At 73.9% G+C, this 16,968-nt stretch carries 1 protein-coding gene; it reads left to right on the forward strand.

The features are described from left to right. Positions 1-265: 265 nt before the first annotated feature. The gene (locus tag ACFVIM_RS02355; protein WP_384297440.1) at positions 266-16,951 is read left to right on the forward strand and encodes an SDR family NAD(P)-dependent oxidoreductase; all 16,686 of its coding nucleotides are present in this window, start codon (positions 266-268) and stop codon (positions 16,949-16,951) included. Positions 16,952-16,968: the final 17 nt, after the last annotated feature.

Below are 16,968 nucleotides of genomic sequence, written 5' to 3' on the forward strand. Positions count from 1 at the left end.
TGTCGCGGGCACGGCGGTGGGCGACCCCGGGCCGCACGATGGTGGGCGAGGCCCCCGACCGGTGGCCGGGCGGGCCCACCGCCGGGCCGTCAGGGCGCGGGGGCCGATAGGGGCCCATAGGGGTGTTTCGTCAGGCTTCGCCGAAACTAGCCTGGCGCCGAGGCGTCACCTGCGTGACGGCCTTCTTCTCTCATGATGCGCGCAGCGCGGGCCAACGCCACGCGCCGCGCTCTTTTCTCACGTCCCGGAACAGTGGAGTGCGCGGATGAGCGAGTCCAGGGGTCTCATTCCTGACGAGGTGGCGGGCGACGGGGAGGGGCTCATCCGACGGTTGCGGAGTCTGCCCGCCTCGGCGCGTGAGGCCCTGCTCGTGGACCTGGTGTGTGTCCGTGCAGCGGCCGTGCTGGCCGAGCTGGTGCCCGGGGCGGCCGCGGCCGTGGACGCGGAGCTGCCGTTCCAGGAGCAGGGGTTCGACTCGCTGGCCGCCGTGGAGCTGCACGCGGCGCTGGTGGCCGCGACCGGGACCGAGCTGCCCGTCACCATGGCCTTCGACCATCCGACCCCGGTCGCGCTGGCCCGTTTCCTGATGGGCCGTCTGCTGGGTGAGCGGCTCGGTACCGCCGCCACGGCCACGGCGTTCCCGGACGCGGCCGACACCGCCGGTATCGACCCGCACGAGCCCATCGCCGTCGTCGGCATCGGCTGCCGCTACCCGGGTGGGGCGACCTCCCCGGACGCGCTGTGGCGGCTGGTCGCCGAGGAGCGCAACGCGCTGTCGCCGCTCCCCGGCGACCGGGGCTGGGACGTGGAGAACCTCTACGACCCCGACCCGGCCAAGCCCGGCAAGAGCTATGTCCGCGACGCCGCGTTTCTGGAGGACGCGGGCGGCTTCGACGCCGAGTTCTTCGGCATCGGTCCCCGTGAGGCCACCGCCATGGACCCGCAGCAGCGGCTCGTGCTGGAGACCGCCTGGGAGGCGCTGGAGCGCGCGGGCCTGGACCCGCACACGCTGCGCGGCAGCCGCTCGGGTGTCTTCATCGGCGCCGAGCCCCAGGAGTACGGGGTCAAGCTGCACGAGGCCCCCGACGGCCTCGACGGCTACCTCCTCACCGGCATCGCACCCAGCGTGGTCTCCGGCCGCGCGGCCTACGCCCTCGGGCTCGAAGGCCCGACCCTCACCGTGGACACGGCCTGCTCGGGCTCGCTGGTGGCGCTGCACCTGGCGTGCCAGTCGCTGCGGCAGCGGGAGTGCTCGCTCGCGCTCGCGGGTGGTGTCGCCGTCATCGGCGGTCCCGGTGTGTTCACGTCCTTCAGCCGTCAGCGCGGCCTCGCCGCGGACGGTGTGTGCAAGCCGTTCGCGGCGGCGGCCGACGGCACCGGCTGGGGCGAGGGCGTCGGCGTCCTGGTGCTGGAGCGCCTGTCGGAGGCGCGCCGCAACGGGCACCGCGTCCTCGCCGTCATCCGTGGTTCGGCGGTGAACCAGGACGGTGCCTCCAACGGCCTGACCGCGCCCAACGGCCCCTCCCAGCAGCGTGTCATCGAGCAGGCCCTGACCGCAGCCGGTCTCCACCCGTCCGATGTCGACGCGGTGGAGGCGCACGGGACGGGAACGACCCTCGGTGACCCCATCGAGGCGCAGGCGCTCCTCGCCGCCTACGGCCAGGACCGCGACGGGGACCGCCCGCTGTGGCTCGGTTCGCTGAAGTCCAACATCGGCCACACCCAGGCGGCGGCCGGTGTCGCGGGCGTCATCAAGATGATCATGGCGATGCGCCATGGCACGCTGCCGAAGACGCTGCACGTGGACCGTCCCACCCCGCATGTCGACTGGTCGGCCGGTGCCGTGGAGCTGCTGACCGAGGCCCGGGAGTGGGAAGCCGGGGAGGGCGGCCGTCCGCGCCGTGCGGGTGTCTCCTCGTTCGGCATCAGCGGCACCAACGCCCATCTGATCCTGGAGGAGGCACCGCGGGAGACGCCGGAACAGGCGTCCGAGGGCCACGCGGAGCCGATGTCCGCGAGCCACGCGACCCCGATCTCCGAGGACCACGCGGCCCCTCGCGAGCCGGGGACCGCGCCCGTCCCGCCCGTCCCCTTGGTCCTCTCCGCCCGGAGCCGTACCGCACTGCGCGCCCAGGCCGAGCAGCTGCGCGCCCGTCTCGCCGAGGGCGACGCCCCCCTGGCCGATGTCGCGCACACCCTGGCCACCGGCCGGGCCGCGCTGGAGCACCGGGCCGTGCTGCTGGCGGACGGCGAGGACGACGCGCTGCGCGCCCTCGCCGCGCTCGCCGACGGCGCCGAGGACCCGGCCCTCGTCACCGGGGAGGCGCCCCGGGCCACCCGGTCGGGTGGCCGTACCGCCTTCCTCTTCTCCGGGCAGGGCAGCCAGTGGCGCGGCATGGGCCGCGAACTCGCCGCGCGCCACCCGGTCTTCGCCCGCGCCCTCGACGAGGCCGCGAGCCATCTGGACCTGTATCTCGACCGCCCGCTGCGGGACGTGATGTGGGGTACGGATACGGATACGGATACGGGCGCCGGTCCGCTGGACCGGACCGAGTACACCCAGCCCGCCCTCTTCGCGTTCGAGGTCGCGCTGTACCGGCTGCTGGAGTCCTGGGGCGTACGCCCGGACGTCGTGGCCGGGCACTCCATCGGCGAGGTGGCCGCCGCCCATGTGGCGGGTGTGTTCTCGCTGGAGGACGCGGCGATGCTGATCACCGCCCGGGGCAGGCTGATGCAGGCGCTGCCCCCGGGCGGGGCCATGGTCGCCGTGCGCGCCTCCGAGTCCCAGGTACGCGACGTACTCGCCACCCTCCCGGACCACGACGGCGCCGCCGTCGCCGTCGCCGCCGTCAACGGCCCCTCCTCGGTGGTGGTCTCCGGCGCCGCCGAGGCCGTCGCCGCGGTCGCCGCCCGGTTCGGCCAGGCCACCGCGCTACGGGTGTCGCACGCCTTCCACTCCCCGCTCATGGAGCCGATGCTGGCCGAGTTCCGGCGGGTGGCCCAGGTGCTGGACTACCACCCGCCGGTGATCCCGGTGGTGTCCACCGTCTCCGGTGCCGAGGCGGCGGACACCGCCGAGCTGTGCGACCCCGAGTACTGGGTGCGCCACGCGCGCGACGCCGTCCGCTTCCACGACGCCGTGACCACCCTGGAGCGTACGGGTGTCACCACCTTCTTCGAGGTCGGTCCCGACCGGACCCTGACCGCGCTGGCCCGTGAGTGCCTGACCGGCGACGACACCCTGACGCTGGCGCCGCTGCGCCGGGAGCGGCCGGAGGCGGCGGGGCTGCTGGCCGCGCTCGCCCGGCTGCATGTCAGCGGGCGGACGGTGCGCTGGGGCGCGCTGTCCGACCGTACCGGCGACGGCCGGGAACCCCGTCAGGTGGAGCTGCCGACCTACCCCTTCCAGCACCGCCACTACTGGCTGCACACCCCGGCCAGTACGGGCGACGCCACCGGCTTCGGCCAGGCGCCCGCCGCGCACCCGCTGCTGGGCGCCATGGTCGCGCTGCCCGGCTCGGACGGTCTGGTGCTCACCGGGCGGCTGTCCGCCCGTACCCAGCCGTGGCTCGCCGACCATGTCATCCTCGACACCACCCTCTTCCCCGGCACGGCCTTCGTGGAGCTGGCCGCGCACGCGGGCGAGCTGACCGGCTGCCCGTGGATCGACGACCTGACCGTCGAGGCCCCGCTGGTCCTCCCCGAGCGTGGTTCCGTCGCCCTCCAGGTGACGGTGAGCGGCCCCGACGCGTCCGGCCGACGCGATCTGGCCGTCCACTCCCGTACCGAGTCCACCGCCACCGGCGCCGATGAGAGCACCGGCCCCGACGAGGAGGGCTGGACCCGGCACGCCTCCGGCGTCCTCTCCCCCGTCTCGCCCGTCGCGGCCGCCCCCATCGCGCCGACCGGCGGCACACCGTGGCCGCCGACCGGCGCCACCCCCGTCGACATCTCCGCCCTCTACCGTGATCTCGCCGGTCTCGGATACGGGTACGGCCCGGCCTTCCAGGGCGTACGGGCGGCCTGGCGGCACGGTGGCGCGGTGTACGCGGAGATCGCCCTCGACGAGGTGACCGCCGCCGGGTCCGACGCCTACGGTCTGCATCCGGCGCTGCTGGACGCGGCCCTGCACAGCGCCGACTTCCTCACCGCCGACGCCCCGCCCGGGGACGCGCCGGTCAGTGTCCCGTTCGCCTGGACGGGAGTGCGGCTGCACGCGCGCGGCGCCGACCGGGTACGCGTACGGATCAGCGCCCCGGACGGACCGCGGGACCTGATCACCGGCCAGGGCACCGGAACCGACGCCCTGACCCTGGAACTCACCGACACCTCCGGCGCCCCCGTGGCATCGGTGGCCTCCCTCATCTCCCGTCCCGTACCGGCGGGGCGGCTGGACACGCCCGCTGCGGAGCGGCGCCCCGCCTACCGTCCGGCCTGGCAGCGCGGCCCCGCCGTGCCCGTGTCGGCCGCGCCGGGCAGCTGGGCGGCGGTCGACGGGCCGGACGCGCTCGCCGCGCTCCTGGCCACCCCGGCCCGGCTGCCGGGCGTGATCCTCGCCGTACTGCCCGATGGCGTACTGCCCGATGGCACACTGCCCGACGGCACACTGCCCGACGGCGCACTGCCCGACGGCGCACTGCCCGGCACCGCGCGGCCCGATGGCGGGCGGCCGGAGGACGGCGCGGTGCCGCTCCGGGTACGCGCCGCCACCACCTGGGCGCTCGCCGTGCTGCGGACCTGGCTCGCCGAGTCCGGCGACAACGGCGACGGCGACGGCGCCCGCCGCCCCGCCACCACCCGGCTGGCCCTGGTGACCCGGGGCGCCACCGCCGTGACCCCCGGCACCGCCGTCGACCTGGCGGGTGCCGCCGTCCACGGCCTCGTCCGCTCGGCCCAGGCCGAACACCCCGGCCGTGTCGTCCTCATCGACGACGACCCCGCACGGCCCGCCGCGCCCGGACACCTCGCCGCCGCCGCGCTCGCGGCACCCGAACCCGAACTGGCGCTGCGCGACGACGCCTTCTGGCTCCCCCGCGCGACCCGGCTGCCCGCCGTCCCCGCCGACAGCGGTACGCCCCTGTGGACTCCGGCGGGCACGGTCCTCATCACCGGCGGTACGGGTGGAGTGGGCCGGGAGATCGCCCGCCATCTGGTGACCCGCCACGGTGTGCGCCATCTCCTGCTGGCCGGACGGCGCGGCGCGGCCGCGCCCGGCGCCGCCGAACTGGTCGCCGAACTCACCGCGGCGGGCGCCGAGGTCCGGGTCGAGGCGTGCGACGTCGCCGACCGGGACGCCCTGGCCGCCCTGGTGCGGCGGGTCGACCCCGCGCACCCGCTCACCGGAGTGGTGCACACGGCCGGTGTCCTCGACGACACCCTGCTGGACGGGCTCACCCCCGCCCGTATCGACACCGTGCTGCGGCCGAAGGCCGACGCGGCCTGGCAGCTGCACGAGCTGACCCGCGAACTGCCCCTGACCGCGTTCGTCCTGGTCTCCTCCACCTCCGGCCTCTGCGGACTGCCGGACGCGCCCGCGCAGGGCAACTACGCCGCCGCCAACGCGTTCCTGGACGCCCTCGCCCACCACCGCCACGCCCTCGGCCTGCCCGCGCAGTCCCAGGTGTGGAGCCTGTGGGCGGGCGGCGCGGGCATGGGTGCCACGCTCACCACGACCGATGTCCAGCGCATCGCCCGCCAGGGCCTGGCACCGCTCGGCCCGGACGAGAGCCTGGCCCTGTTCGACCGTGCCCTGGCCACCCCCGACACCCCGGTCGCCCTGACCGTACGCGTCGACACCACCGCCGTCCGGGCCCGCCCCGACGGGATCCCCCCGCTGCTGCGGTCCCTCGTCCGCCCCGCGCCGCGCACCGCCGCCAGCCGTCCGGCCGCCGCCGACCGGTCCACCGCCGGGCCCGAACTGCCCTTCGCCCAGACGCTGCTCGGCCTCCCCGAGCACGAGCGGGAGAACCGGGTGGTGGCGCTGGTGCGCGATCAGGTCGCCGCCGTACTCGGCCATGACGACGCCTCGGCCGTCGAGCCGACCGCCGCCTTCAACCAGATCGGGTTCGACTCGCTCGCCGCCGTCGAGCTGCGCAACCTCCTCAACGCCGCCACCGGCCTGCGGCTGCCGTCCACCCTGATCTTCGACCATCCGACCCCGCGCGCCCTGGCCGCCCACATCCTGCGGACCTCGGTCGGCACCGCCGTCGCACTGCCGTCGGCCGTGGCGGACGTCCCGGTCGCCGGCGCCGACGACCCGATCGCCATCGTCGGCATGGCCTGCCGCTACCCCGGCGGCGTCAGCTCCCCCGAGGACCTGTGGGAGCTGGTCGCCCGGGGCGGCGACGGCGTCTCCCTCTTCCCCGAGGACCGTGGCTGGGACACCGCCGGACTGTACGACCCCGAACCCGGCACCCCGGGCAGGACCTCCACCCGCGAGGGCGGCTTCCTCCACGACGCCGCCCAGTTCGACCCCGCCTTCTTCGGCATCAGCCCGCGCGAGGCCCAGGCCATGGACCCGCAGCAGCGGCTGCTGCTGGAGACCGCCTGGGAAGCGTTCGAACGGGCCGGGATCGACCCGCTCACGCTGCGCGGCAGCCAGACCGGTGTCTTCGCGGGCGTCATGTACCACGACTGGGGCACCCGGCTGCACCACGTCCCCGAGGAGCTCGCCGGATACCTCGGCAACGGCAGCCTCGCGAGCGTGGTCTCGGGCCGGGTCGCCTACACCCTGGGCCTGGAGGGCCCGGCGGTGACCGTCGACACCGCCTGCTCCTCCTCGCTGGTGGCCCTGCACTGGGCGATCCAGGCGCTGCGGGCCGGCGAGTGCTCGCTCGCCCTCGCGGGCGGTGTGACGGTGATGTCCACACCGGACACCTTCGTCGACTTCAACCGTCAGCGCGGCCTCGCCACCGACGGCCGCTGCAAGGCGTTCGCCGGGGCTGCCGACGGAGTCGGCTGGTCAGAGGGCGCCGGAATGCTGCTGGTCGAACGCCTCTCGGACGCGCGGCGCAACGGTCATGAGGTGCTGGCGGTCGTACGCGGCTCCGCCGTGAACCAGGATGGCGCGTCCAATGGTCTGACGGCTCCGAACGGCCCCTCGCAGCAGCGGGTGATCCGTCAGGCGCTGGCGTCGGCGGGCCTGTCGGCCGCTGATGTGGACGTGGTGGAGGGCCACGGCACGGGCACCACCCTCGGCGACCCGATCGAGGCCCAGGCCCTGCTGGACACCTACGGCCAGGAGCGGCCGGGGGACGGCACCCCGTTGTGGCTGGGTTCGCTGAAGTCGAACATCGGGCACGCCCAGGCGGCGGCCGGTGTCGCGGGCGTCATCAAGATGATCATGGCGATGCGGCACGGTGTGCTGCCGAAGACCCTGCATGTCGATGAGCCGTCACCGCATGTCGACTGGTCGGCGGGCGCCGTCGAGCTGCTGACCGAGGCCCGGGCATGGGAGGCGGACGGCCGCACACGCCGCGCGGGCGTCTCCTCGTTCGGCATCAGCGGCACCAACGCCCATGTGCTGATCGAGGAAGCCACACCGGAGGAGATCCCTCCGGCCGATGGCGCCCCGGCGCCGGACCAGCCCGGGGCCACGCTCTCCCTGCCGGTCCTGCCCTGGCTGCTCTCCGGCCGTGACGGCTCGGCCCTGCGGGCGCAGGCGGAGCGGCTGACGGACCATCTCGCTGGGCGTGGGGAGTTCTCGCCGCTGGATGTGGCGTTCTCGCTGGCGACCAGCCGGGCGGCGCTGGAGCGGCGTGCTGTGGTGGTGGGTTCCGGCCGCGAGGAACTCCTCCGGGGGCTGGCGGCGGTCGCTGACGGTACGGAGGCGGGGGTTACGCCTGTTGCCGGTCGTACGGCTGTGGTGTTCTCGGGTCAGGGGAGTCAGCGGGTGGGGATGGGCGCGGAGCTGTACGCGTCGTTCCCGGTGTTCGCCGAGGCGCTGGATGAGGCCATCCAGGCGCTGGGGCTGCCCCTGCGTGAGGTCATGTGGGCCGAGGAGGGTGACCTCAGACTGAACCGCACCGGGTTCACCCAGCCCGCGTTGTTCGCGTTCGAGATCGCCCTCTACCGGCTTCTCGCCTCCTGGGGTCTGCGGCCTGACTTCGTCGCCGGGCACTCCATCGGCGAACTCGTCGCCGCGCATGTCGCGGGTGTGCTGTCCCTCAAGGACGCGGCGGTGCTGGTCGCCGCCCGCGCCCGGCTCATGGACGCCCTCCCGGCCGGTGGTGCGATGGTCGCCGTCCAGGCCACCGAGGACGACGTACGCAAGCACCTGACCGACACGGTCAGCATCGCCGCCGTCAACGGCCCCCGCTCGGTCGTCATCTCCGGCGACGAGCAGGCCGTGACGGAGATCGCGGCCCGCTTCGAGCGTTCCACCCGGTTGAAGGTGTCGCACGCGTTCCACTCGCCGCTGATGGACCCGATGCTGGCCGAGTTCCGCAAGATCGCCGCGGAGCTGACGTACGCGGAGCCGCGTATCCCGGTGGTCTCCAACGTCACGGGTCAGCTGGCTGAGGTGACGGACGCCGAGTACTGGGTCCGCCATGTCCGCGACACCGTCCGCTTCCACGACGGCCTGGACACCCTCGAAGCCCAGGGTGTCACCACCGTCATCGAGGTCGGCCCCCAGGCCGTCCTCTCCGGCCTCGGCACCGACCGTAACGCGCGCTTCATCCCCACCCAGCGGCGCGACCGCCCCGAGACCACCGAACTCCTCACCGCCCTCGGCCAGCTCCACAACCACGGCGTCACCCTCGACTGGACGGCGTTCTTCGCCGGAACCGGCGCCCACCGCGTCGACCTCCCCACCTACGCCTTCCAGCGCGACCGCTACTGGATGGACCCCACACCCGGCCACAACGACCCCGCCACCCTCGGCCAGACCCCCACCACCCACCCCCTTCTGCCCACCGCACTCGCCCTCCCCACCACCGGCGGTCTGGTCCTCACCGGGCGGCTCGCGCCCGGCGCCCAGCCGTGGATCGCGGACCATGTGGTCTCCGGGGCGGTGCTGTTCCCCGGTACCGGATTCCTTGAGCTGGCGCTCCAGGCGGGTGAGCACAGCGGCTGCGCGGCGGTCGAGGAGCTGACGCTGCACGCGCCGCTCGTCCTGCCCGAGGGGTCGGGCGCCGCGCTCCAGGTGGTCGTCGGGGCACCGGACGGGTCCGGCCGCCGGACCGTGGAGATCCACTCACGGCCCGAGGCAGGCACCCCGGACCTCACCGACCTCGGCGACGCCTGGACGACGCATGCCACCGGCTTCCTCAGCCCACGGCTGCCCGCGCCCGAGTTCGACCTCACCCAGTGGCCCCCGCCCGGCGCGGCGCCGCTGGAGGTGTCCGACGCCTACGACGTGCTGGCCGACCGTGGTTACGCGTACGGCCCGGCGTTCCAGGGTCTGCGCGCCGCCTGGCGGGACGGCGACGAGATCTACGCCGAGGTAGCCCTTCCGTCGCACGCCGCCGCCGACGCGGCCGACTACACCCTGCACCCCGCCCTGCTCGACGCCGCCATGCATGTCGACCTGCTCGATGACGGCGACGGTCCGGTGCTGCTGCCGTTCGCGTGGAACGGCGTCACCCCGCATGCCACGGGCGCGGCCGAGCTGCGGATGTGGATCTCCCGGGTGGACGGCGCCGAGGTGTCCGTGATGCGGATGGCCGACGGCAACGGCGTCCCGGTGGCGACGGTGTCGTCCCTCGTCTCCCGGCCCGTGGCCCCGGAGGGCCTCACCGAGGCGGCACGCGGACGGACCGCCGACATCCCGCCGCTCCGGGTGGAGTGGCGGCCCCTGCCGTCCCCCGCGCGCACTGCCAGCGTCCCGCGCTGGGTCGTCCTGGGCGCCGGGAGCCCGTTCTCGTCGGACACCTCCGACGGGGACCAGGTCCCCCACTACACCGACCTCACCGCCCTGGCCACCGCCGTGGCCGGTTCCGCTCCCGGGCAGGCTCCCGAGACCGTGGTGTTCTGGGCTCCGCCGTACGAGGGTTACGAGAGTGGGGATGCCGATCTGCCGGTGCGGGCCCGTGCCCTCACCCACCAGGTGCTCGGCCTGTTCCAGGCGTGGCTCGCCGATGACCGTCTCGCCGCGACCCGCCTGGCGCTGGTCACCTGCGATGCCGTCGCCGCCGGAGCCGACGGGCGCTCGCCCGACCTGACCCAGGCGCCGCTGTGGGGTCTGGTCCGCGCGGCGGCCGAGGAGAACCCGGGCCGGTTCGCCGTCCTGGACGTGGACGACGCGTCCGCGCACGCCCTCCCCGCCGCCCTCGCGACCGGTGAGCCGGAACTGGCGCTGCGCCGGGGCGAGATCCTGATACCTCGGCTGGCCCGGATCGCCCCGAGCACCGAAGCGTCGGCCGCCCCCGTGTGGTCGGCCGACGGAACCGTCCTGATCACCGGCGGTACGGGTGGTCTTGGCGCGGTTCTCGCCCGCCATCTGGTGGCCGAGCACGGTGTGCGGCACCTGCTGCTGACCAGCCGCCGGGGCCCCCACGCGCCCGGCGCGGACGACCTCCGCACCGAACTCACCACCCTGGGCGCCCACACCGTCACCATCACCGCCTGCGACACCGCCGACCGCGAGGCCCTCACCGCGCTCCTGGCCACCATCCCCACCGACCACCCCCTCCGGGGCGTCATCCACGCCGCCGGGGTGGCCGACGGCGGGCTGGTGTCGTCGCTCTCCGAGGAGCAGACCGACCGTGTGCTGCGGCCCAAGGTCGACGCGGCCTGGAACCTGCATGTCCTCACCCGGGACCTGCCCCTGACCGCGTTCGTCCTCTACTCCTCCGCCGGAGGCATGATCCTCGCCGCCGGACAGGCCAACTACGCCGCCGCCAACGTCTTCCTCGACACCCTCGCCCACCACCGCCACACCCTCGGCCTCCCCGCCCACTCCCTCGCCTGGGGACTGTGGCGGGAGAACACCGGCATGGGCGAGCTGGACGACACCGACCTGAGCCGGATGAGCCGCCTCGGTCTGCCCGCGCTCGACACCGACCAGGGCCTGTCCCTGTTCGACCGGGTCACGGCCCTGGCGGACGAGCCCGTGGTGGCCGCCGTGCGAGTGGACACCGCCGCACTCGGCGCCCGGGGCGACGACCTTCCGCCGCTGCTGCGCGGGCTGGCCCGGGTCTCCGTCCCCCGGGCGTCCGCCGCGCCGTCCGCACGCCCCGTGGACGGGGGTTCCCGCACCAACCCGCTCGCCGAGCGGCTGGCCGGGCTGCCGGACGCGGAACGCGACCGGGCACTGCTCGACCTCGTACGCGGCCAGGTCGCCACCGTACTCGGGCACTCCGGACCGGAGGCGATCGAACCCGCGCGGGCCTTCCGTGAGCTGGGCTTCGACTCACTGGCGGCGGTCGAGCTGCGCAACGCCCTGCGGAACACCACAGGTCTGTCGCTGCCCGCCACCCTGGTCTTCGACCACCCGAACTCCCTGGCCGTGGTCGAACTGCTGCGATCCCAGCTCCTGGGAGCGCGGGACGACACCGCGACGGCCACCGGCCCGGCCCGGGTCGGCACTGGCCCGGCGGACGACCCCATCGTCATCGTCGGCATGGGCTGCCGCTACCCGGGCGGGGTCACCGGACCCGAGGACCTGTGGAACCTGGTCGCGGAGGAAGTGGACGCCGTCACCGGCTTCCCCACCGACCGCGACTGGGACCTCGCCCGCCTGTACGCGCCGACGCCGGAGGACGGCAAGAGCTACGTACGCCACGGCGGCTTCCTGCGTGACGGCGCCGACTTCGACCCCGGCTTCTTCGGCATCAGCCCGCGCGAGGCCCTCGCCATGGACCCGCAGCAGCGGCTGCTGCTGGAGGCGTCCTGGGAGGCGTTCGAGCGGGCCGGGATCGACCCGGTCTCGCTGCGCGGCAGCCGGACCGGTGTCTTCGCGGGCGTCATGTACGACGACTACGGCACCCGGCTGGGTGACCGCGTCCCGTCCGACGTGGCTGGCTATCTCGCCAACGGCAGCGCCATGAGCGTGCTCTCCGGGCGGCTCGCCTATCTCTTCGGCCTGGAGGGCCCGACGGTCTCGGTGGACACGGCGTGCTCGTCGTCGCTGGTCAGCCTGCATCTCGCGGCTCAGGCCCTGCGCAACGGCGAGTGCACCATGGCCCTGGCCGGTGGTGTCACCTTCCTCTCCATCCCCGACGCCTTCATCGACTTCAGCCGCCAGCGCGCCCTCTCCCCCGACGGCCGCTCCAAGGCGTTCGCCGCGGCGGCCGACGGAGTCGGCTGGTCGGAGGGTGTGGGTGTGCTGGTGCTGGAGCGGCTGTCGGATGCCCGGCGTCATGGTCATGAGGTGCTGGCTGTGGTGCGTGGTTCGGCGGTGAATCAGGATGGTGCGTCGAATGGTCTGACGGCTCCGAATGGTCCGTCGCAGCAGCGGGTGATCCGTCAGGCGCTGGCGTCGGCGGGCCTGTCCACCGCTGATGTGGATGTGGTGGAGGCGCATGGTACGGGGACGACGCTGGGTGATCCGATCGAGGCCCAGGCGGTGCTTGCGACGTATGGTCAGGGGCGTCCTGAGGGTCGGCCGTTGTGGCTGGGTTCGCTGAAGTCGAACATCGGGCACGCCCAGGCGGCGGCGGGTGTCGCGGGTGTCATCAAGATGGTGATGGCGATGCGGCACGGTGTGCTGCCGAAGACGCTGCATGTCGATGAGCCGTCGCCGCATGTGGACTGGTCGGCGGGCGCGGTCGAGCTGCTGACCGAGGCCCGGGCATGGGAGGCGGACGGCCGTGCGCGCCGCGCGGGTGTCTCCTCGTTCGGGATCAGCGGCACCAACGCCCACGTCATCCTCGAAGAAGCCCCCCCAGCTGAGCCGACTGCGCCCGCAGCGCCGTCGACCGGCCTGCCCGCCGTGCCCGTCCTCCTGTCAGGCCGCACGGAAACCGCCCTCCGGGCGCAGGCCGCACGCCTGGCCGACCTCCTCACCGAGCACCCCGACCTGACCCCACTGGACGTGGCCTACTCCCAGGCCACCACCCGGTCCGTGTTCGAACAGCGCGCCGTGGTGGTCGGCTCCGCCCGCGAGGAACTCCTCAAGGGCCTGGAGGCGGTCGCTGACGGTACGGAGACGGGGGTTACGCCCGTTGCCGGTCGTACGGCCGTGGTGTTCTCGGGCCAGGGAAGCCAGCGGGTGGCGATGGGCGCGGAGCTGTACGCGTCGTTCCCGGTGTTCGCCAGTGCGCTGGACGAGGCCATTGAGGAACTCGGCCTGCCCCTGCGTGAGGTGATGTGGGCCGAGGAGGGTGACCTCAGGCTGAACCGCACGGGGTTCACCCAGCCCGCGTTGTTCGCGTTCGAGGTGGCGTTGTATCGCCTGCTGGAGTCATGGGGGGTGCGGCCTGACTTTGTGGCCGGGCACTCCATCGGTGAACTCGTCGCCGCGCATGTGGCGGGTGTGCTGTCGCTCAAGGACGCGGCGGTGCTGGTCGCCGCCCGTGCCCGGCTCATGGACGCCCTCCCGGCCGGTGGTGCGATGGTCGCCATCCAGGCCACCGAAGACGACGTACGCGAGCACCTGACCGACACGGTGAGCATCGCCGCCGTCAACGGCCCCCGCTCGGTCGTCATCTCCGGCGAGGAACAAGCGGTCATGGAGATCGCGGCCCGTTTTGAGCGTTCCACGCGGCTGAAGGTGTCGCACGCGTTCCACTCGCCGCTGATGGATCCGATGCTGGCCGAGTTCCGCAAGATCGCCGCGGACCTGACGTACGCGGAGCCGCGTATCCCGGTCGTCTCCAACGTCACGGGTCAGCTGGCTGAGGTGACGGACGCCGAGTACTGGGTCCGCCATGTCCGCGACGCGGTGCGCTTCCATGACGGCCTGGACACCCTCGAAGCCCAGGGCGTCACCACCGTCATCGAGGTCGGCCCCCAGGCCGTTCTCTCCGGACTGGTCCGCGAGACCCTCGCCGACCGCGCCGAGGTGATCGCCCTCCAGCGCCGCGACCGCCCCCAGACCACCGCGCTCCTTCAGGGCCTCGGCCGGCTCCACACCCGTGGCCTGGACATCGACTGGACCGCGTTCTTCACCGGAACCGGCGCCCACCGCGTCAACCTCCCCACCTACGCCTTCCAGCACAACCGTTACTGGCTGACCGCGACCGCACCCACCACCGACCCCACCAGCCTGGGCCAGACCGCCACCACGCATCCCCTCCTGGGCGCCGCCATCGCACTGCCCGACAGCGGCGGCCTCGCCCTCACCGGACGTATCAGCACCCACACCCACCCCTGGATCACCGACCACACCGTCCACGGCACCACCCTCCTCCCCGGCACCGCACTCATCGAACTCGCCCTCCACGCCGGAACCCACACCCACACACCCCACCTCGAAGAACTCACCATCCACACCCCCCTCACCCTCCCCCACCACCACACACCCCTCGCCCTCCACATCACCCTCACCACCCCCGACACCCACCACCACCGCACGGTGGAGATCCACTCGCGGGACGCGGAGGACCCCACGGCACCCTGGACGCGTCATGCGGTGGGTGTCCTGGCTCCGGCCGACACCGCCACCGCCACCGCCGTGGCGGGGAGCGACGAGGTCTGGCCGCCGGAGGGGGCCGTTCCCGTACCCGTGGACAACCTCTACGCGGAGCTGGCGGACCAGGGGTACGACTACGGGCCGACGTTCCGTGGTGTGCGGCGGATCTGGCGGCACGGGGACGACGTCCTGGGCGAGATCGTGTTCCCGGAGGAGTCCGTGGGCGCGGAGGAGTTCGGACTCCACCCGGCCCTGCTGGACGCCACGCTGCACCTGACCGACTTCCTCACCGGAGACGGCCCGGCCGACGGCGACGAGGAGAACCAGGAGACACGTATCCCGTTCGCCTGGACGGGTGTCTCCCTGCACTCGACCGGTGCCACCGCCCTGCGCGTACGGATGCGGGCGGCGGGCGCGGACGGTGTGTCCCTCGACATCGCCGACAGCACTGGCGCTCCGGTGGCGACCGTGGGCTCGCTGGTGCTCCGGCCGGTGACCGCCCAGCAGTTGGGCGGTGGCGGGCGTGATCTGCACCGGGTCGACTGGCAGCCGCTCGCGGGGGCGGATCCCACCTCCGTACCGGCGTCGGCCGAACTGCCGGGGCTTGATGTGCTCGCCGGGCTTCCGGACGGCGAGCGGGCACCGGCGCTGGTCGCCTTCGCCGTGCCGTCCGGTGACGGGACAGCCGAGGTGACCGTGCGCGTCAGGTCGGCCGTCCACGAGGTGCTCGCCGCGATGCGGTCCTGGCTGGCGGACGAGCGTTGCGCCTCGTCCCGACTGGTCGTGGTGACCCGCGACGCGGTTCCCGCCGACCCCGCCGACCGGTCGGTCGATCTGGGTCTGGCGCCGGTCTGGGGCGCGGTCCGGGCGGCACAGGCGGAGCATCCGGGGCGGTTCACGGTGATCGACACGGATGGTTCGGCGGCCTCGGCACGAGTGCTCGCCGCCGCCGCGGCGACGGATGAGCCGGAACTGGCGCTGCGCCGGGGCGACATCCTCGTCCCGCGCCTGGCCCGGCTCGCCCCGAACCCCGAAGCGACGGCCGCCCCCGTGTGGTCGGCCGACGGTACCGTCCTGATCACCGGCGGTACGGGTCTGCTGGGCGCGCAACTCGCCCGCCATCTGGTGAGCGAGCACGGTGTGCGGCATCTGCTGCTGACCAGCCGCCGTGGCCCCCAGGCCCCCGGCGCGGACGACCTCCGCACCGAACTCACCACCCTGGGCGCCCACACCGTCACCATCACCGCCTGCGACACCGCCGACCGCGAGGCCCTCACCGCACTCCTGGCCACCATCCCCACCGACCACCCCCTGCGAGGCGTCGTCCACGCCGCCGGAGTGATGGACAACGGTGTACTGGACGCCATGACGGTGGAGCGGGTCGACGGAGTGCTGCGGCCCAAGGTCGACGCGGCCTGGCAGCTGCACGAGCTGACCCGGGAGCTGCCCCTGACCGCGTTCGTCCTCTACTCCTCCGCCGGAGGCATGATCCTCGCCGCCGGACAGGCCAACTACGCCGCCGCCAACGTCTTCCTCGACACCCTCGCCCACCACCGCCACACCCTCGGCCTCCCCGCCCACTCCCTCGCCTGGGGACTGTGGGAGGGCACGGCCGGTGACGGTGACGCGCACGCCGTGGACGCGGGCCGTATCCGACGGCTCGGGGTGCGGGAACTGTCCGTACGGGACGGTCTGGCGCTCTTCGACCGGGCGCTCGCCTCGGACGAGGCGGTGCCGGTGCCGGTGCGGTTCGACATGGACGCGCTCAGGGCCCGGCCGGACGACCTTCCCGCGCTGCTGCGCGGGCTGCTGCCCGCCGCCGCCCCGGCCCGTGCCCGGACGAACGCGGCGCCGGAGCCGCAGGGGAATCCGTCGGCCCCGGCCGACCAGCCCGAACTCCCCCTGGCCGAGCAACTGGCCCAGCTCACCTGGGAACAGGCCGGACAGCGCCTCCGGGTCCTGGTCGCCACGCATGTGGCGGCGGTACTCGGGCACGACGGCCCGGACGCCGTCGACACCGAGCGCGGCTTCCTCGAACTGGGCCTGGACTCCCTGGCCGCGCTGGAGCTGCGCAACAAGCTGACCGGTGCCACCGGGGAGCGTCTGCCCGCCACCCTGATCTACGACTTCCCGACCGCCGCAGCCGTCGCGGAGTACCTCCGCACGGAACTGGTCGGCGAACCTCCGGCCGCCCCGGCCGGGGACGGGACCGCCGCCTCCTGGGAGGCGGAGCTGTCGCGGATCGAGGAGACGCTGTTCGCCACCGCGCCCGGCGAGAACGAGGCGGCCCTGATCGAGTCCCGGCTGAGATCACTGATCACCCGCTGGACCGAGACCCACCGCCCGACCGGACCCACGGCATCCGAGACGGACGACCTGACGGCGGCCACGGCCGACGAGCTGTTCAAGATGCTCGACGACGAACTGGGGGCCTGACCGGAAGATGAGATGGT

Origin of the sequence: Streptomyces sp. NPDC057638 (assembly GCF_042800315.1) — a bacterium.
Taxonomy (GTDB): Bacteria; Actinomycetota; Actinomycetes; order Streptomycetales; family Streptomycetaceae; genus Streptomyces.